The 18,985-nt window shown below is 36.7% G+C and carries 17 protein-coding genes and 1 other annotated feature; of the genes, 12 read left to right on the top strand and 5 right to left on the bottom strand.

Translation table 11 applies throughout. The annotated features are described in order from the left end of the window. Nucleotides 1-93: 93 nt before the first annotated feature. On the bottom strand, nt 94-1,407 hold the full coding sequence (locus ACUXEY_RS15220) for an alkaline phosphatase family protein (protein WP_166703541.1): 1,314 nt from the start codon (nt 1,405-1,407) through the stop codon (nt 94-96). Between the two features lie 154 nt (nt 1,408-1,561). Between ACUXEY_RS15220 and ACUXEY_RS15215 the strand changes: the two genes are divergently transcribed. Together ACUXEY_RS15215 and proS are read left to right on the top strand one after the other, a co-directional pair. Continuing rightward, entirely contained in the window at nt 1,562-1,855 is a 294-nt protein-coding gene (locus tag ACUXEY_RS15215; RefSeq protein ID WP_029437317.1) for a YesK-like family protein, read from the top strand. 93 nt (nt 1,856-1,948) lie between these two features. Then, nucleotides 1,949-2,155, top strand: a binding site (T-box leader). 47 nt (nt 2,156-2,202) lie between these two features. Further along, entirely contained in the window at nt 2,203-3,633 is a 1,431-nt protein-coding gene (gene proS, locus ACUXEY_RS15210; protein WP_461301013.1) for a proline--tRNA ligase, read from the top strand. A gap of 114 nt (nt 3,634-3,747) precedes the next feature. Here the strand turns inward: proS and ACUXEY_RS15205 are convergent, their stop codons facing one another. Next, entirely contained in the window at nt 3,748-4,755 is a 1,008-nt protein-coding gene (locus ACUXEY_RS15205) for an LPXTG cell wall anchor domain-containing protein (protein WP_461301012.1), read from the bottom strand. Between the two features lie 203 nt (nt 4,756-4,958). Between ACUXEY_RS15205 and ACUXEY_RS15200 the strand changes: the two genes are divergently transcribed. The 7 genes from ACUXEY_RS15200 (at nt 4,959) to ACUXEY_RS15170 (ending at nt 11,535) form a co-directional block, all read left to right on the top strand. Then, nucleotides 4,959-5,837: an ROK family protein gene (locus ACUXEY_RS15200; RefSeq protein ID WP_210625328.1), complete on the top strand. Its 879-nt coding sequence runs from the start codon at nt 4,959-4,961 to the stop codon at nt 5,835-5,837. A 128-nt stretch (nt 5,838-5,965) separates the two neighbouring features. After that, nucleotides 5,966-6,562: a TerD family protein gene (locus tag ACUXEY_RS15195; RefSeq protein WP_001121592.1), complete on the top strand. Its 597-nt coding sequence runs from the start codon at nt 5,966-5,968 to the stop codon at nt 6,560-6,562. Between the two features lie 23 nt (nt 6,563-6,585). Continuing rightward, nucleotides 6,586-7,170 (top strand): TerD family protein, encoded by a 585-nt coding sequence (locus ACUXEY_RS15190; protein ID WP_000146729.1) that lies wholly within the window; start codon nt 6,586-6,588, stop codon nt 7,168-7,170. Between the two features lie 80 nt (nt 7,171-7,250). Beyond that, nucleotides 7,251-7,829 (top strand): TerD family protein, encoded by a 579-nt coding sequence (locus ACUXEY_RS15185; protein WP_000236649.1) that lies wholly within the window; start codon nt 7,251-7,253, stop codon nt 7,827-7,829. 72 nt (nt 7,830-7,901) lie between these two features. Continuing rightward, nucleotides 7,902-8,693 (top strand): TerC family protein, encoded by a 792-nt coding sequence (locus ACUXEY_RS15180; protein ID WP_144615561.1) that lies wholly within the window; start codon nt 7,902-7,904, stop codon nt 8,691-8,693. Between the two features lie 109 nt (nt 8,694-8,802). Further along, nucleotides 8,803-10,434, top strand: coding sequence for a YceG family protein (locus ACUXEY_RS15175; RefSeq protein WP_166703537.1), 1,632 nt, complete (start codon nt 8,803-8,805; stop codon nt 10,432-10,434). A gap of 18 nt (nt 10,435-10,452) precedes the next feature. Continuing rightward, entirely contained in the window at nt 10,453-11,535 is a 1,083-nt protein-coding gene (locus ACUXEY_RS15170; protein ID WP_001064413.1) for a toxic anion resistance protein, read from the top strand. Between the two features lie 35 nt (nt 11,536-11,570). Here ACUXEY_RS15170 and ACUXEY_RS15165 read toward each other — a convergent pair whose 3' ends face one another. Both ACUXEY_RS15165 and ACUXEY_RS15160 read right to left on the bottom strand, forming a co-directional pair. Then, the gene (locus tag ACUXEY_RS15165; protein ID WP_461301011.1) at nt 11,571-14,237 is read right to left on the bottom strand and encodes a cation-translocating P-type ATPase; all 2,667 of its coding nucleotides are present in this window, start codon (nt 14,235-14,237) and stop codon (nt 11,571-11,573) included. Nucleotides 14,238-14,426: 189 nt separating this feature from the next. Then, nucleotides 14,427-14,651 (bottom strand): DUF1128 domain-containing protein, encoded by a 225-nt coding sequence (locus ACUXEY_RS15160; RefSeq protein WP_000366196.1) that lies wholly within the window; start codon nt 14,649-14,651, stop codon nt 14,427-14,429. A 173-nt stretch (nt 14,652-14,824) separates the two neighbouring features. On the opposite strand from ACUXEY_RS15160, the gene ACUXEY_RS15155 reads away from it, so the two are divergent. Genes ACUXEY_RS15155 through ACUXEY_RS15145 form a run of 3 tightly spaced genes read left to right on the top strand, consistent with a single transcriptional unit; the run spans nt 14,825 to nt 16,734 of the window. Next, the gene (locus ACUXEY_RS15155; protein ID WP_341518626.1) at nt 14,825-15,289 is read left to right on the top strand and encodes a low molecular weight protein-tyrosine-phosphatase; all 465 of its coding nucleotides are present in this window, start codon (nt 14,825-14,827) and stop codon (nt 15,287-15,289) included. Nucleotides 15,290-15,342: 53 nt separating this feature from the next. After that, nucleotides 15,343-15,858 carry a DUF4075 domain-containing protein gene (locus tag ACUXEY_RS15150; RefSeq protein WP_001085398.1) on the top strand — a complete coding sequence of 172 codons (516 nt, stop codon included), beginning with the start codon at nt 15,343-15,345 and terminating at the stop codon, nt 15,856-15,858. Between the two features lie 6 nt (nt 15,859-15,864). After that, nucleotides 15,865-16,734: a YihY/virulence factor BrkB family protein gene (locus ACUXEY_RS15145; RefSeq protein ID WP_001226537.1), complete on the top strand. Its 870-nt coding sequence runs from the start codon at nt 15,865-15,867 to the stop codon at nt 16,732-16,734. A gap of 186 nt (nt 16,735-16,920) precedes the next feature. Here the strand turns inward: ACUXEY_RS15145 and ACUXEY_RS15140 are convergent, their stop codons facing one another. Next, on the bottom strand, nt 16,921-18,846 hold the full coding sequence (locus ACUXEY_RS15140) for a heavy metal translocating P-type ATPase (protein ID WP_166703535.1): 1,926 nt from the start codon (nt 18,844-18,846) through the stop codon (nt 16,921-16,923). Between the last annotated feature and the right edge of the window lie 139 nt (nt 18,847-18,985).

Raw genomic sequence — 18,985 nt, 5'->3', positions numbered from 1 at the left:
AATTTGTTCTACTAACAGTGTACAAAAATAAAAATTATAAAAAGAGAAACAGTGATGATTTTTTACATAACTTTTACATATATACACAGTTCTTTACAATTGGAGTAAATCCTCTACAATTGATCCGTCTGTTTCACCTAAGTGTAAACCGAGTAGTCTAGCGATAGTTGGACCTTCATCAATAAGTCTCATATACGGAATGGTAACGCCGTTTTTTATCCCTTTCCCAGCAGCGATAAAAATTGTTTCATAGTTAGGTTTTGTTGGAGAGTATCCATGCGTACCAAATGTATATTTTTTACTAGGCGTAACGTCTTTTTCAGTAATCTCTTTTATAAAATCTCCTGTATAGTTTTCAGTGAAATAATACCCTTCGCGAGCTTCTAACATAAATAAACAATTACCATCGGCACCGCAGTCTTTTGCAGCTTCATCATGAAGTATAAATTCAATTCCATTTTGTTTATTTTGAAGTAGTTCTTCGAGGAGTAGTTGTACGTCTCGAATTGTATCGGTATCGTTCTTATTTTTCACATATACATAAGCAGATCCGTCACAACTTTGACAATAGGCCTTCCAGTCTATTAATTTTCCTTTTGAATTTATAGATAGTAGCCCGTTTTGATGAAATAGTACATTTAATTGAATGGCTTTGTTTTCACTTAAAGCGCTATGATCACCAAGAGCGATAATTGTACTCTCTTCGTATAGGTCACTGTCTTTTAAAGCTTGAATAATTTTCCCTAGCCGTTCATCGTGTCTATGAATTGCAGCTATTGTTTCTTTTGATTCAAAGCCGTGATAGTGTCTTTGAGTGTCTAAATCGGTGAAATGTACGAACATGACATTAGGCTTCTTCTTCTGGATTGTATGCACAGCAGAAGCAAGTACGAAATCATCGAGTTCAGGTTGTGACAGTCCATTTCGTATATGTCCGAAGCGCTGATTTAAATCTAATTGATATAGCGGGCTACCGCTAAATAATGAAACTAAAACTTGATTTTGCCACGGTCTATTTGGAAAGATTTCTGGTAAATTGTAATCAATATTTGCTCTGCCAGTAACAGGCCATAGAAGAGCTGCTGTCGTTAAATTTGCTTTACGTGCTTCATCGTATAACGTTGTTCCTTTAATAGATTTTCGGTACCAATGCCAATCTGGTGACTCACGTCCCGGTTGAAGTAATGTATTGCTAACTACGCCATGTTTATTAGGATAGTTTCCAGTAACGATTGTTGAGTGACTTGGGTATGTTACAGAAGGATAAATAGGTTCCACTTTTTTCGCCATCGCGCCCTTGTTTATTAATGTTTGGAAATTAGGTAGTTTTTGTAATATAGGAAAATCTAAAGCTGATAAGCAATCGAAAGATAAAATAATGACGCGGTTTGTTAATGCTTTATCCATAAAGTTCCCTCCTGATTATATAAAACCTATTCTCATATATTACTATTAATACCTAGTAATAAAAATATATTTTGAGGTGAAAATTTATTGTTTATTTTCAGAAAAGTTAAACATATAATTAAGTATAAGGGAATGAATGGAAGGAGGAAACACTATGGATTGGCTAGATGGATTTAGTATCTTTTACATCATTGGCGGAATTACGATTATCCTTGTATTTGCTATTTCGTATTTACTAAAGAAACGGTTTCCAGACAAGCAGTTTGATATTATATTTGCACTTAGTTTAATACTTCTTTGTTTAGCATCCTTCCCGGTTACAATGATGGTGATTGGTGGATGGGAAGGAATGGGATATGGATTTATTGGTTTTTTCGTTCTACTTGGTACACTTATCGGTATGATTGCACATCAACTTGTAAAAATCACGAGAAAAAGCTACGTATAAAACTGCAGAAAATGAAAAGAATATATAAAAATGAGAAAATTAGCTATTGTTTTAAAAAAGAATTTGTATTATGATAATCAACAAATTTATTTCGTTATAACGATGAAAAAGGATTAGTACATGTTCAACCTTTTTAGCAGAGAGAGAATCCAGCAGGCTGAAAGATTCTTAAAAAGGCAATATGGAACCTACCTTTGAGTTCTGCATATGCAGCGGGAATTTCCCGTTATCAAAAAGAGAGCATGCGCAATTTTTGTGCATGAATCAGGGTGGTAACGCCGGCAAAGCTCGGTCCCTATTTAGGGACACGGGCTTTTTTGTATTTTCTAGAAGGAGGAAGACTGACTATGGCAAAAGAACAAGTACAAGCGATTACGAAGATGGAAGAGGACTTTGCACAGTGGTACACAGATATTGTGAAAAAAGCAGAACTTGTTGATTATTCAAGTGTAAAAGGGTGTATGATTCTACGCCCGTACGGTTATGCCTTATGGGAAAATATGCAGAAAGTTATGGATGAGAAGTTAAAAGCAACTGGTCATGAAAATGTGTATATGCCAATGTTTATTCCAGAGAGTTTATTGCAAAAAGAGAAGGATCATGTAGAAGGGTTTGCTCCTGAAGTAGCATGGGTGACACATGGCGGGGATGAAAAGTTAGCAGAAAGGCTTTGTGTACGACCTACATCTGAAACTTTATTCTGTGAGCATTTTTCAAAAATTGTGCAATCCTATAATGATTTGCCAAAGCTATATAATCAGTGGTGTTCAGTAGTTCGTTGGGAAAAGACAACGAGACCATTCCTTCGTACAACGGAATTCTTATGGCAAGAGGGTCATACAATTCATGAAACGGCAGAAGAATCGCAAGCTGAAACATTAAATATTTTAAATCTATATGCTTCTTTCTGTGAAGATTACTTAGCGATACCAGTAATTAAAGGACAAAAAACAGAAAAAGAAAAATTTGCGGGTGCAAAGGCAACTTATACAATTGAAAGCTTAATGCATGATGGGAAAGCACTTCAAACAGGAACATCCCATAACTTTGGAACAAACTTCTCAGAAGCATTTGATATTAAGTTTTTAGATCGTAGCGGTAAGTGGCAATATGTACACCAAACATCTTGGGGAGTATCAACAAGAATGATAGGTGGACTTATTATGGTTCATAGTGATAATAATGGGCTTGTAATGCCTCCTAAAGTCGCACCAGTACAAGTTGTTATCGTACCAATTGCTCAGCATAAAGAAGGAGTTTTAGCGAAAGCAACAGAGTTACAAGGACATATTCAAAAAGTTGCACGCGTGAAAATAGATGCTAGTAATAAAACACCGGGCTGGAAATTTAATGAGTATGAAATGAAGGGCATTCCAATTCGATTAGAAGTTGGGCCTAAAGATATTGAAAAGAATCAAGTTGTACTTGTAAGAAGAGATACGAAAGAAAAAGAATTTATATCAATGGATCAATTAGAAGAACGTATTCCAGCATTACTTGAGGAAATTCATGACTCTTTATTTAATAAGGCAAAAGTATTTCGCGATGAGAATACGTATAGTGCGACGAATTTTGAAGAGATGAAACAAGTAGCTGATGAAAAGCAAGGATTTATTAAGGCAATGTGGTGCGGAGAATTAGCTTGTGAAGAGAAACTAAAAGAAGAAGTTGGAGTATCTTCTCGCTGTATGCCTTTTGAGCAAGAGCATTTAGCTGACGAATGTATTTGTTGTGGTAAAGAAGCTAAACAAATGGTGTATTGGGGAAAAGCGTATTAATAATCCTTCTGATAGGTGATAAAAAGGACTTTAGGCTGCATAATAAAATGCAACCTAAAGTCCTTTTAGTTTTTACAATTTATTTCATGTATTTTTTAGATGGAAGGATGTGTTTTATTTTGCGTTTTTACGGCGAATAAATAGTAACATACCAATTAGGAATGTTGAAAGTCCCATTAAAATAGATGCAGGATAATGTGTTGCCGTATTCGGTAACTTATCGCCTTGTTTTTTCGCATTATCTTTTACATTGCCACCTTGAGAGCCGTTTCCACTGCTATCGCCTTTAACACGGTTACCGCCCTGAGAGCCATTACCACCTTGAGAGCCGTTTCCACTGCTATCGCCTTTAACACGGTTACCACCTTGAGAACCATTGCCACCAGAGCCACTGCCACCAGAACCGTTACCACCAGAACCATTGCCACCAGAACCGTTACCACTGGAACCGTTACCACCGGAACCGTTACCACCGGAACCGTTGCCACCGGAACCGTTGCCACCAGAACCGTTGCCACCAGAACCGTTACCGCCCGAGCCATTGCCACCAGAACCACTGCCATCAGAGCCGTTACCGCCCGAGCCATTGCCACCAGAACCACTGCCATCAGAACCACTGCCATCAGAACCGTTACCGCCCGAGCCATTGCCACCAGAACCACTGCCATCAGAACCGTTGCCGCCCGAGCCATTGCCACCAGAACCGTTACCACCAGAACCGTTGCCGCCCGAGCCATTGCCACCAGAACCGTTACCACCAGAACCGTTGCCGCCCGAGCCATTGCCACCAGAACCACTGCCATCAGAGCCGTTACTGCCCGAGCCATTGCCACCAGAACCGTTACCACCAGAACCGTTACCACCAGAACCGTTGCCACCAGAACCACTGCCATCAGAGCCGTTGCCGCCCGAGCCATTGCCACCAGAACCACTATCGTCCTGAGAGCCACCGTTTCCTGGTGGTTTATTATTATCTTTTGAGTTACCTTCTGCTAAATGATCGTTATTTTGTACAATTGCGTTTGTTGCTGGAGAGAAGTTTTCTGTTGCTGCATTACCGATATTTAAACCGCTAAAAAAAGATAAAGAGAGTGTTGATGCTAAAATGAAGATTTTCGTCATTGTTTTCCTCCTAAGAAATTAATATCCCATCTAAAATACATCCCTTTGTAATATTTCTTAGGAAAAAGAGTTTTATGCAAAAAAAACTATATATAGAAAAAGGTGGTGTATTTCTGAAGAGAGAAAAGAGTTAGTGTAAATTGTTTATAAATAGTAGAGTGGTGGGAATTTTACACTCATTACAGTAGAGGAAGTGACAGCAGATGAAAGAATATATTGCATTTGATATTGGTGGTACACAAATTAAATATGGAATTGTTTCAGAAACAGGAACAGTACTAAAGCATAAAACAGTTTCAACAGAAATTCAGTTGGGTGGGGAACAAATCATTCAAAAACTTATTCTTCTATCCAAAGAATTAATGGATGAACATACGATTTCGGGAATTGGCATTAGTACTGCGGGAATTGTTAATATTCATAAAGGGGTTGTAACGGGAGGGGCGGAGCATATTCCGAACTACGCGACTATTCCTATTATGGATAGATTGCAAAGGGTATTACAAGTTCCTGTGTCCGTTGAAAACGATGTGAATTGTGCAGCTTTGGGTGAGAAGTGGAAAGGTATTGGAAATGGAAAAAGAAATTTTATTATGCTTACTCTTGGAACTGGTATTGGAGGAGCGATTTTTATAGATGGAGAGTTATACAGAGGACATTCTTTTAGTGCTGGTGAATGGGGAAATATGTTAATAGAAGGAAAGCCATTTGAAGAGGTTGCTTCCATTTCAGGGTTAATTCGTCTTGTGCGAAAATATAAAGGTGAAAGTGATTGGAATGGAAAAACGATTTTTGAACTGTATGATAAAGGGGATAGAGAAGTTACGCAAGCAGTTGAGGTTTTCTTTAAACATTTAGCGATTGGAATTAGTAGCCTTGCTTATATTTTTAATCCAGAAATGATTGTTATAGGTGGAGGAATTACTGATAGAGGAAATCATTTCTTAAAAGAAGTAAAAGAAGAGGTAGAAAAATATTTAAATAAAGAGATTTATAGTAATTGTGAGATTGAGCTTGCACAAAACGGTAATTGCGCAGGAATGATTGGTGCCATTTACCACTTCTTACATCATCATAAGTAAATTATATGAATGTTTTCATATAACTGAGAATTTATCCTTTTTATCACTAGGTAAATAATGCTACAATATAAGGGAAGAATACAATATTTTCCGCCTTGGAAAATGCTTTGTAGAAAGGAAGAAACTTCATGCCTATTATTTTAGAAAAAGGTCAAAAGATCGATTTAACGAAAGGACAACCAAAAGTAGCAAAACTACAGGTTGGCTTAGGCTGGGATCCAATTGGGCAATCAGGTGGGTTTCTGTCTTCATTATTTGGAAGTAAACCAAATGTAGATTGTGATGCATCTGTTGTTATGTTAGAAGGGGATCGTTTTTTAAACAAAAACGATTTAGTTTACTTCGGAAACAAGCTTTCTACTTGTGGTAGTATGATTCATTCAGGAGACAATTTAACAGGTGAAGGCGCTGGTGATGACGAAACAATTTTCGTAGAATTACATAAAGTTCCGAGCCGTATTAATCGTTTAGTATTCGTTGTAAATATTTATGACTGTGTAAATCGTCGTCAAGATTTCGGGATGATTCGTAATGCATATATTCGTATTCAAAACCCGCAAACTGGTGAAGAATTAGCACGCTATAATTTATCGGATAATTATGCTGGCAAAACGACTCTAATTGCAGGTGAAATGTATCGCCACGGAAGTGAATGGAAGTTTTCAGCTGTTGGAGAAGGTACACAAGATAAAAACTTAAGTGAGATTGTATCACGTTATCAATAAAATAAACCGAGGAGGAATCGTGTATGGCATCAATTTCATTGAAAAAAGGACAAAAGGTAGACTTAACAAAAACGAATCCAGGTCTTTCAAAAGTTCTTGTAGGACTTGGTTGGGATACGAATCGTTATGACGGACAAAACGATTTCGATTTAGATGTTAGTATTTTCTTAGTAGGTGCTAACGGTAAAGTTTCAGGTGCAGAGGATTTCGTCTTCTATAATAACCCAAAAGGTGCGAATGGTGCTGTAGAGCATTTAGGAGATAACCGAACTGGTGAAGGTGAAGGCGATGACGAATCGATTAAAGTAGATTTAAAAAATGTACCTGCACATATCGAACGTATTTGTTTCACTATCACAATTTACGATGGAGAAGGTCGTAGCCAAAACTTCGGACAAGTTTCTAACTCTTTCGTACGTATTTTAGATGAAGAAAAGAATGCAGAGTTAATTCGTTACGACTTAGGAGAAGATTTCTCTATTGAAACAGCTGTTGTAGTAGGTGAATTATACCGTCATGCAGGTGACTGGAAGTTCAATGCAATCGGAAGTGGATTCCAAGGTGGATTAGCGTCTCTATGTAATAACTTTGGTTTAGATGTAGAGTAATAGATTAATAAATCCATCAGTGAAACGTATGTTTACTGATGGATTTATTTTTAAAAATTAAATTATAGAGGTGAATATAAATGGTTATTCAATTGCAAAAAGGACAGAAGATTGATTTAGGCAAGACAAGCCCAGGCTTAACAAAAGCAGTAATTGGTCTTGGGTGGGATATTAAATCTTACGACGGTGGATCAGATTTCGATTTAGATGCATCAGCATTCCTATTAGATGCGAACGGAAAATGTACGAAGGAAACTGATTTTATCTTCTATAATAATTTACAGTCTCCTTGTGGATCTGTTCTACATACAGGAGATAACCGCACAGGTGAAGGTGAAGGCGATGATGAACAACTTGTTGTGGACCTGAAGAAAGTTCCAGCAGATGTGCACAAAATTGCTATTACAGTTACGATTTATGATGCAGAAGGCCGTAGTCAAAACTTTGGACAAGTAGGAAATGCGTTCGTTCGTTTAGCGAATGAAGAAACGAATGAAGAAGTTCTTCGTTTTGATTTAGGGGAAGATTTCTCCATCGAAACAGCAGTTGTCTTTTGTGAATTATACCGTCATAATGGACAGTGGAAGTTTAATGCAGTAGGAAGTGGATTCCAAGGTGGTTTAGGTGCGCTTGTAAGAGCGTATGGCTTGGATGCATAGAAAGGAAACGACATTCGTTTCCTTTTTTTGACCTTTCTATAAATCTAGCAAAGAATAGGGGATATAGGTAAGATGAGTATTTTGCAAGGAATCCTTGATACGTATGCTCAGTTTTTCGACTTGGACATGTGGATTAAAGTGTTGCAGGATCCAGTATCTTGGGGATTAATTGGTACACTTGTTGTACTTGAAGGGTTGTTATCTGCTGATAACGCACTTGTATTAGCAGTAATGGTAAAACACCTTCCGGAAGAAAAACGTAAAAAAGCATTATTCTATGGACTTATTGGAGCTTATGTATTCCGATTTATTGCAATTGGAATTGGAATGTTCTTAATTAAATTAGCATGGGTAAAAGTGTTAGGTGCACTTTACTTAGCTTGGCTTTCAGTTAAATACTTCATTGATAAAAGAAAAGGTAATGCAGAAGAAGAGGAAGCTCATGGTATGAACCAAAACAGTATTCTCTTCAGAATGTTTGGTGTCTTCTGGGGAACAGTTGCGATGGTTGAATTAATGGATATCGCATTCTCTGTAGATAGCGTACTTGCTGCATTTGGTGTATCAAATGAAGTTTGGATTTTATTATTAGGTGGAATGCTCGGTATTTTAATGATGCGCGGTATCGCTGGTGTATTCTTAAAGTTGCTAGAGCGTATTCCAGAACTTGAAACGACAGCATATATTTTAATCTTAATTATCGCAGCAAAAATGTTATTGTCTGTAATTGATATTCATATTAGTCATACACTGTTCTTCATTATTTTAGTTGTAGCATTTGGAGCAACATTTATAATTCACTACATGAAGAATTCTGGACAAGCTAAAGAAGAAGTTGCAGCTACTAAAGAAGACAATAAATAATTGAAATGGGTTTGCTCGTTTTACGAGCGCCCATTTTTTATAACCAAAAATAGTTTATAATAGAAGAAAGACTTAGAAAAAACGTAAATGTTTTTGGAGGTGAACTGTTGTGTTTTCACGTTTTACACTTCAACCATATGCATTAAAAGATGAATCAGATTTAAAGCAATTTGAAACACTTTTAGAAAAACGTCCACAATATGAGCTGACAGAGAATGAAATGAAATTTAGTTATATAGCATGTCGAATTCTTGGCGTTCCGAATGATGTAGATGAATATTTTAATGAGCTGTTTGATTATAGTGAAGCGAAAGGAATCGAAGTTTTACATGAACAAAATTTAAACAAAGTGATTGATTCGGAAAAACTTCGTCACATTCAAGAAGTGTTCGGATTACATCAAGCAGCACCAAATGGTCTGACAGTAAATAGGCTAGTGGCACACTTATCTGGGAAACAACTTTTGCCGAAAGTGGACAATCCTGACTTACAGCATTATATACATACGACATTTATTTCTGTATTGAAATTATATGAGAAACAACATAATCAATCTTTAAAGACAGAAGGCTTCCGTCGTTTCTTAATCGACATAATTAAATTAAGCGAAAATTACGTAGCGAAGTGGTTCTCTACAATTAACTATAAGAAACAAATGCCGCGTATCGTTTGGTACGGTGATGCACAGGAAAGCCGTATATATTTCTTATACTTTCTTATTATGCTCGGCTGCGATGTACTTTATTATCATCCAGAAGGAAAAGATGGATTTGAGAATGTTGATGAAGAAGGAAGAACTTTTATTGTGTCTCATCCAGGTCGCATTTCCCTTGAACCATTTCCAGATCGCCGTCGCGAGCGTGTGGCAACAGTAGCATATCAAGCTTCAAAAGAAATTGAACAAGTACTTCACCACGATAATTCACTGCTGTACAAACCATGGCAATTCCGTTCGTATACGCCTGTAGCTCGTACATTAAAAACAACATATGATGAACTCTTTTTAATTACGAAGGAAAAGGCGTTCGTACGCCCGACATTCTTTGTTGAAAATAAACACATTTATATTCCTTCTTTATTTGCGAAAATATCAGGTGTTTCAAAAAATGATAAAGAATATTTTCAACGATTAAAGGCTGTTACATCGTTTGATAACAGTTTATTAATTAATACATTCCCATTTACGAAAGAACAAAAAGCGAATTTCCAATATCATTATCGAGATGCATTAGACCGCGGGGGGAAATTACATCCAGATTTAATTATGAATAGTCATTGGTGGCCGCATAAACGATTGCCAGAAGGATTACAGCATGGTATTGCAGAGGCGATCATCCATACGTGTGAAAGTGAAATGTGTAAACCAATTGCAAAAGAGACGAAACAAGATGTAGCGCTATATGTTTTCGCACAACTTTCTCAAATACCACCGAATATTTTAGAGCAGCTTGAGAAATTTGATTATTCACAAGATGTACCAAAAATTGTTATATTTAATAATGAGAAGAGTGGAGAATTGACTCGTTCTGATGCTGTTTTATTACTATTTTTAAATCAAATAGGAGTAGATGTATTCCACTTCAATCCAACAGGAAGAAACGATATTGAACCGTATATTGAAGCGGGGGCATTTGATTCACATTGGCTTGAAGAAGTTAATTTCGATCTTGAGTTTCATGGTTCATCAGCCTATAAAAATTTATCACAAACAATAAAAGGACTATTTCGTCCATTTTTATAAGGAAAGGGAGAATACCATATGAATAACCCAGTCGTACTAGATTCGAAAACAGAATTAAATGAGCAAACAGCACAAGATGTTCGCTTGCAGCTGAGACAAGATGCGGATGTACAACGTATTTATAATGCGGTAGATATTAAAGATCAGTTAGAATTAATTGAACTTGGAAAAGAACCTTCTATGGAAATTTCACGTTTTGCTGATCAAATTTTACATACAATGTCATTATCAAAAATAGAAGATTCGGGTGAATTATTAAAACAACTTGGTAAAATTATGGACCGATTTGATAGCAAAGACTTTGCGGAAGAGAAAAGCGGTTTCTTCTCACGTATGTTCAAAAAAGCGGATAAAATGATTGAACAAATCTTTAGCAAGTACCAAACGATGGGCCGTGAAATTGATAAAGTATATGTGGAAATTACGAAGTATCAAGATGAAATGAAAAAATCAATTGGTACGTTAGACGGTTTATATGAGCAAAACTTAAAATATTACTTAGACTTAGAAAAATACGTAGTAGCAGGGGAAATGTTATTAGAGCGTTTAAATACAGAGCTAGTTCCGATGTATGAAGAGCGTGTACGTAACAATGACCAATTAGCAGGTATTGAATTAGAGTCACTTAAAAACTCTGTTGAAATTTTAGAACAGCGTATTGATGATTTAGAAAAAGCACGTATGGTTGCGTTACTGACAGCACCACAAATTCGTATGATACAACGTGGTAACAATAAATTAATTGGTAAAATCAATACAGCATTTATTACGACGATTCCTATCTTTAAAAATGGTATCATTCAAGCGGTAAATGCGAAGCGTCAAAAACTTGTTGCAGATTCTATGGCTGAACTGGATCGCCGTACAAATGAATTACTTAAGAAAAATGCACAAAATATTGCAACGCAAAGTGTGGAAGTGGCGAGATTATCAGGTTCTTCTAGTATTAAGATGGAAACACTTGAGGAAACTTGGAACATTATTTCAAGAGGTATGCAAGAAACGCAACAAATTGAAGAACAAAATAAACGTGAGCGTGAAGAAAGCCGCAAACGTATGGCTACATTAACTGAGAACATTAAAAAAGAATTACAAGGGTAAATGAAAAGGCAATGAGGAAGAGTCCCCATTGCCTTTTAGTTTCTCTTTACTAATTTAATGATCTCATTCACAACAAGTGGAATGATACTTAATAAGAGAACAAATCCCCAATCTCGCATCGTTAATGCATGCACACCGAATATATTTGCAAGAGGTGGGATAGAGATGATACAAACTTGCATAAGAATACCGATAAGAAGAGAGAAGACTAAATATTTATTTGTAAATAACCCAATTGAAAAAATAGATTTCGTTCTTGAACGCAAGTTAAATGAATGAACGAGCTGAGAAAAACTAAGAACGACAAATGCCATCGTTTGAGCGTGTAATAGAGCATCCTCATCAATTCGCTCTGGGAAAAGAGGGAATAAATTTGTATCTCCGGTATAGAATTTTGCTCCGGCGATAAAGGCTATTAGCGTTAACAGTCCAATGACAGCCCCATTGAAAATAAGAAAAGGAACGCTACCACTAAATAAACTTTCTTTCGCATCCCGTGGTTTTTCCTTCATCACATCTGGATCTTCAGGATCAACCCCAAGTGATAATGCAGGCAGTGTATCTGTAATTAAATTCACCCACAAAATGTGAATAGGTCGTAGTGGTGTTGCCCAGCCGAGTAAAATGGCTAAAAATAAAGCGATAATTTCTCCGAAGTTACAAGAGAGTAGAAAGAGGATTGATTTTTTTATGTTACGATAAATATTTCTACCTTCCTCAACAGCTTTCACGATAGATGAGAAATTATCATCTGTTAAAACGACATCCGCTGCACCTTTTGCAACGTCTGTTCCTGTAATACCCATCGCTACACCAACATCTGCTTGTTTTAAAGATGGAGCGTCATTGACGCCATCACCAGTCATAGAAACGATATTTCCTTTCGCGCGTAATGCCTTTACAATTTTCACTTTATGCTCTGGAGAGACCCTGGCGAATACATTTAAGTGATTAATTTTGCTTGCTAGTTCTGTATCTGAAATGTTATCTAATTCAGTTCCAATCATAATTTCAGATATTTCTTCAGCAATACCAAGTTCTTTAGCAATGGCAAAGGCGGTATCTTTATGGTCTCCAGTAATCATAACTGTGCGAATACCAGCTTTTTTACATTCTGTAATGGAGTCTTTTACTTCAGTTCGCGGTGGATCAATCATACCGACAAGACCGATAAAGATGAGATTTTCTTCAAGATGATCTATATTCACATCGCTTGAACTGTATTGTTTAAATGCGAATGAAAGTACTCTTAAAGCCTCTTGAGACATTGCCCCGGCAGCTTCTAATATTTGAGTTTTATCAGCCTCTGTTAAGCCCTCGATTTTACCATTTTTAAATATGTGAGTACATCGAGGTAAGAGTTTATCGATAGCACCTTTCGTCATACTATAGTAGCTTTCATCGTATGTATGAACGGTTGACATCATTTTACGATCTGAATCGAAAGGCATCTCGTTAACGCGCTCATGTATCTTTTCTAAATAATCTTTTTGCATGTTAAAAGTGCTTCCAGCAACGAGAAGAGCAATTTCAGTCGGGTCTCCGGTTTGTGATTCGTTATTGTAAGATGCATCGTTACATAGCACCATATTTTCTATCAATACACGATGCACATCATTATCTACATTTAAATTTTCTATGTGATCGTATGTGTTATCACTATAAAAGTGAGTAACGGTCATTTTATTTTGTGTTAACGTACCTGTTTTATCTGAACAAATAATTGTGACAGAACCGAGAGCTTCAACAGCTGGTAGTTTCCGAATGATGACGTTTTGTTTAATCATGCGCTGCACACCAATTGCAAGAACGATGGAAACGATAGCTGGCAAGCCTTCTGGAATAGCTGCAACGGCTAAACTAATAGCAGTCATAAACATTTCTAACGTATCCCGGCCTTGGAAAAAGCCGATGAGAAACATAACGATACAAATCGCTACAGCGACAAAGCCTAAATACTTTCCGACTTGTGCTAAGCTTTTTTGAAGTGGTGTCATATCATCGTCTGCTTCATGTAAAAGGGTAGCAATCTTACCAATTTGTGAGTTCATGCCAGTTTCAACAGCAACACCGACGCCTCGCCCGTATGTTACAAGAGTAGACATAAAGGCCATGTTTTTTTGATCGCCGAGTGGTACTTGTTCATCACTTTGCATGGAAGGGTGGTAAATTGCCTCTTTATCAACAGGGACAGATTCACCAGTTAGAGCAGATTCTTCAACTTTTAAATTTGCGGTTTCGATCAGACGTAAATCGCATGGGATATATCGTCCAGCGTCGAGCATAACGATATCACCGGGAACGACGTGCTCAGATGGAATTTCTTTTAGTTCGCCATTTCGTTTGACGATAGCTTTAGGTGTCGCCATCTTTTTCAATGCCTCTAAAGCTTGTTCTGCTTTTGATTCTTGGACGACGCCAATAACAGCGTTTAAAACTACAACGAGCGCGATAATACTTGCATCAGCCCATTCACCTACAAAGGCTGAAATAAGGGCAGCAATAATAAGGACATATACGAGAACGTCATTAATTTGGGCGAAAATACGCTGCCATAACGTGCGTTTTTGTTTTGTAGCTAATTCATTAAAACCGTATAGCTTTAAACGCTCATTTACAACTTCATCTGTTAAACCGTGTTGTTCGTTTGTTTCTAAGTCAATTAATGTTTGATCTTTCGTCTTACTGTACCAATTGCTCATAAGTAAGCACCTCCAGTAAAAACAGTTAGCAATGGTAGTGTTGCTATTATTTGTGAGTAGTATGTATGGAGAAAAAATCTAAGATGAGGTTCTACTTCCATTGTACAATATTTTACAGTTGGTTGAGGGAAAGAGAAGAGTTGTCATGAATTTGTTGGAAATAAAAAAGAGCCTCGTAAGCGAGGCTTTTTACTTTTTAATTAATGTACCTAATTCTTCTGTAATAGCTTGCATTTCACTGATGCTAAATGTTTCACGTTTCATAACATGATCATAAATGTCACGTAAGTCTTCGTACATTTCTTCATTAAAGCTAGCGGCTCTCATCGCTCCAGCATTAACCATACGTAATTTTTCTTTAATAGCTTCGACCATATATTCAACGTTTTCTTCTGACTTTACGGATAAATCCACCGAAGTGTCCCCCTTTAAAATAACATAAGGCTATCTTAACATTTTTTATCATTTTCGTTAATGAATCTTTTCAATCCTATTAAATTAGTAGGGATTTCCTTTATATTCACTAATTGGTTGTTTATACTATAAGTATATATAAAGAAATGCACCAAGAAGGGAAGAAACAAAATATGGTTCAAGTATTGTTTGTTTGTCTTGGGAACATTTGCCGTTCTCCGATGGCAGAAGCGATTTTTCGAGATCTTGTCGTAAAAGAGGGACTCGAAGAGAAAATTGTCATTGATTCTGCAGGAACTGGAGATTGGCATGTTGGCCATCCGCCACATAAAGGAACACAAAAAATTTTAAAAGAAAATGCAGTCACTTTTGAAGGAATTAAAGCAAGGCAAGTAGAAAAAGAAGACTTAACAAAGTTTGATTATATTATTGCCATGGACAACAAGAATATAGCAGATTTAAAAAGTTTAGGTAAAACTGGAGGCTATATTGGTAGGCTGTCCGATTTTGTTCCAGACGGTGGCTGGACAGACGTTCCCGACCCTTACTATACAGGGAATTTCCAAGAAGTATATGACCTTGTAACAGAAGGTTGTACAAAGCTATTAGCTTTCATTCGAAATGAACAAGGAATATGAGGAAGCTTAGAAAGAAATACTTTCTAACATAAGAAATGAAAGGGTGAAGGAATATGGCAAAGAAAAATAATATTGCTCGAAACATTGCGATTGGTGTAGCTGCAGGTGTAGCTGTATCTATGTTGAAGAAAGAAAACCGTGAAAAAGTAAAAAATACGGCGGAAAAAGCAAAAACAAAGATGATTGAAATTGGTGAAAATGCAAAGATTAAAGAAAAAGTGCAAACTGTTACAGATAAAGGACGCGAACTTGCTGATTTAAATGTAGTGAAAGCGAAAGTCGCAGAAATTAAAAAATTGACGCCATCTGTTGTAGAGACGTTAAAAGAAACGAAAGAAATTTTTAGTAAGAAAAAAGTTGAACCAACAGAGAAGCCAGAAACGATTGAAATTCAAGCTGTATCTCCAAAAGTAGATGAACTGAAAGCAGAAGAAGAGCCAGTAGTTGCTGAAGATGGCGGTATGAAAGAAGCGCGTGAACTATTTATGAAAGACTCTAATGTAGAGGAAAAAAAAACTGAAGCGTACATTGAGTTAAAGCAAGATAAAGAAGAGAAGAAAAGCGTTTAAACATATATGAGAAAAATTTTAGAAAAGGTGAGAAGAAATCGTACTTATTCGTTTGGTAAAGATTTATATGACCGAACGATGCGCGATGATGTAGCGGGCTTGGCAGCACAGCTCGCTTATTTCTTCTTGCTTGCAATTTTTCCTGGGCTCGTTTTCTTAATTACGCTTCTTGGATTTATTCCCATTCAAACAGAGGATGTGCTTAGTTTATTAGAGGTTTATGTACCAGATGATGCAATGAACTTAATTGAGGTAAATGTAGATAAAGTTGTAAATCAGCAAAATGGTGGTTTATTATCATTTGGTTTATTATCCATGTTATGGTTTGCCTCAAATGGTGTTAATGCGGTTATGAATGCTTTTAACCGCGCCTATGACGTGAAAGAAACACGTTCTTTTATTACAACAAGAGCGTTATCAATTGTGTTTACATTAGCTATCATTTTTATGATTGTCTTTGCTTTAATTGTCCCGGTATTCGGACAAGTTATTGGAGCAGCGGTGTTTAAAGCACTCGGTTTATCAGATAGTTTCTCTTTCGTATGGAGCATTACACGATTAGTAGCGAGTTTCTTCGTACTATTTGCCTTGTTTAGTTTCTTATATACATTTGCACCAGACCGAAAGTTAAAAAGAAGAGAAGTCATTTCAGGGGCGTTATTTGCTACTGTAGGATGGATTGTGGTATCGTACTCATTCGCTTATTATGTAGATAAGTTTGCGAATTACGCCAATACATATGGTGGTCTCGGTGGTATCATTATTTTAATGTTATGGTTCTACTTAACTGGATGGGTAATTTTACTTGGCGGTGAAATTAATGGTTTACTCCATCATTATAGAACGGGTGACAATAATTCCCGTAATGAAAAATGACCTCTTGTTCCATAATAATAGGGAACAGGGGGGATATTTCATGAGTAATAATAAAAAGAATCACAACAATAAAAATAACAATAAACAAAAGAGCAGTTCGCATCCAAAGCATAAAACGAGTAGTAGTGCGAACGGACATAATAGCTATCACTAAAATAAAACGGGTCCTCTATGAGGGACCCGTTTTTATTTGTTTCCTTTTAATAATCGTAAGCCATTCAAAATGACAAGAATCGTACTTCCTTCATGTCCAATAACACCGAATGGAAGAGCTAAAAATTGCAAGAAGTTTGAACAAATCAGCATTGCAATTACAGCTAGTGAAAAGATTACGTTTTGCTTTACAATACGGTTCATCCGTTTTGATAAACGGATTGCTTGGGAAAGTCGAGATAATTCGTTCTTCATAAGTACAACGTCTGCAGTTTCTAAAGCTACGTCTGTTCCTTCCCCCATTGCTACACCAATGCTAGCAGTAGCGAGTGCAGGGGCATCATTTATACCATCTCCGACCATTGCTACTGTCCCGTATTTTTCTTTTAGCTTTTTAATCGTTTCAACCTTTGTTTCTGGTAAGCATGATGCGTAATATTCCTTTATATTACTTTCAGAGGCAATAGCTTTTGCTGTTTCTTCATTATCTCCAGTAATCATAATGGCCTCGACACCGATGCTTTGTAATTCGCGAATAGCAGCTATTGTTTCTTGGCGGAGTGTATCTTTTAAAGCGATAAGTCCAAGAATGCCTTCTTCATCACTAATATAAACGACAGTTTTACCTTCTTTTTCAAGTGAGGCAGAAATACCATTATGAAATGTCTTTGTTTCTTCACCGATAAAATCAGCTTTACCTATTTTATAAGCTTTGCTTTCGAATATTCCTTTTAGCCCAAAACCAGTTACATCTTCAACCTTTTCTGGTTTTTTTAATGCAATGTCATACGCATGTTGTGCATATTTAACGATAGATTCAGCTAAAGGATGTGTAGAGTGACTTTCAATTGCTGCTGTAATAGAAAGTACTTCTTTTTCTGTCATATTTTCTCGAACATATACATTTGTTACGGTAGGTTTTCCTTCTGTTAATGTTCCTGTTTTATCAAAGGCGATCGCTTTTACAGAAGCGAGGCGTTCTAAATGTATGCCACCCTTAAAGAGAATACCGTTTCTTGCTCCGTTAGAAATTGCAGATAATGTTGCTGGTGTAATGGCAGCAACGAGTGCACAAGGAGATGCAACTACAAGTAAGATCATAGCGCGATAAAATGTTTCATTCCAGCTCCAATCCAGTAAGAAATGAGGGAGGAACATCATAAGTGCAACAACGAGTAGTACACCTTTTACATATGTTCCTTCAAACTTTTCAATGAATAGTTGTGATGGTGATTTTTCACTTTGTGCACTTTGGACGAGACGGATAATCTTTTGGAATAATGTTTGATCGCTCGGCTTCGTAATTTTAACTTCGATAGCACCGCGTAAATTTACAGTACCAGCAAATACTTCATCGCCATGTTTTTTTTCATTTGGAATAGGTTCACCAGTAATCGCTGCCTCATCGATATTTGTTTCACCGCTATGAATTGTACCGTCAGCAGGAACACGCTCACCTGGCTTAATTAAAATAATGTCGTTAATTTGTAATCGTCCAACAGGAACACGTTCTTCAGTTCCATTTGAAATACGTAATGCTTCTTCAGGTTGTAGATCAAGAAGCGCTGAAATTTCTTTTTGACTTTTACTTAATGTATAAGATTCCATCGCACCGCTTAGTGCGAAGATGAAGATTAAAACCGCGCCTTCTGCCCAGTAGCCAATGAGTGCGGCACCGATAGCAGCAAAGAGCATAAGCATTTCGACATTTAGCTCTTTCTCTTCAATTGTATCTTCAATACCTTCTTTTGCTTTTGCATATCCACCAACTATATAAGCAAGGATATAGCAAGTAATGCCTACATTCATTGCATCGTTCTTTGTGAATAACCAACCAGCTAAAATGAAAATACCAGATGTGATTGCAAATATAAGTTCATAATGTTTCTTTAATGTATCCCATAAAGAGGGATGAGAAATAGACTTTTGTACTTGTAATGTTTTTACTTCTGAGTTCATTACTACTCGCTCCTTCCAAATTCTTATTGAGAAAAATAATCAAAATCGAAACCCCTATAAAACGACGAAAGCTGCCATCCATAATGGATAGCAGCATTTCTGTTGAATCTGTTTTTAACAGTTATTATGTTGTAATTAT

The organism is Bacillus sp. F9_6S_D1_P_5 (assembly GCF_054823925.1).
Note: the sequence above shows the minus strand (reverse complement) of the source record. Positions and strands in the feature narration are given on the sequence as shown.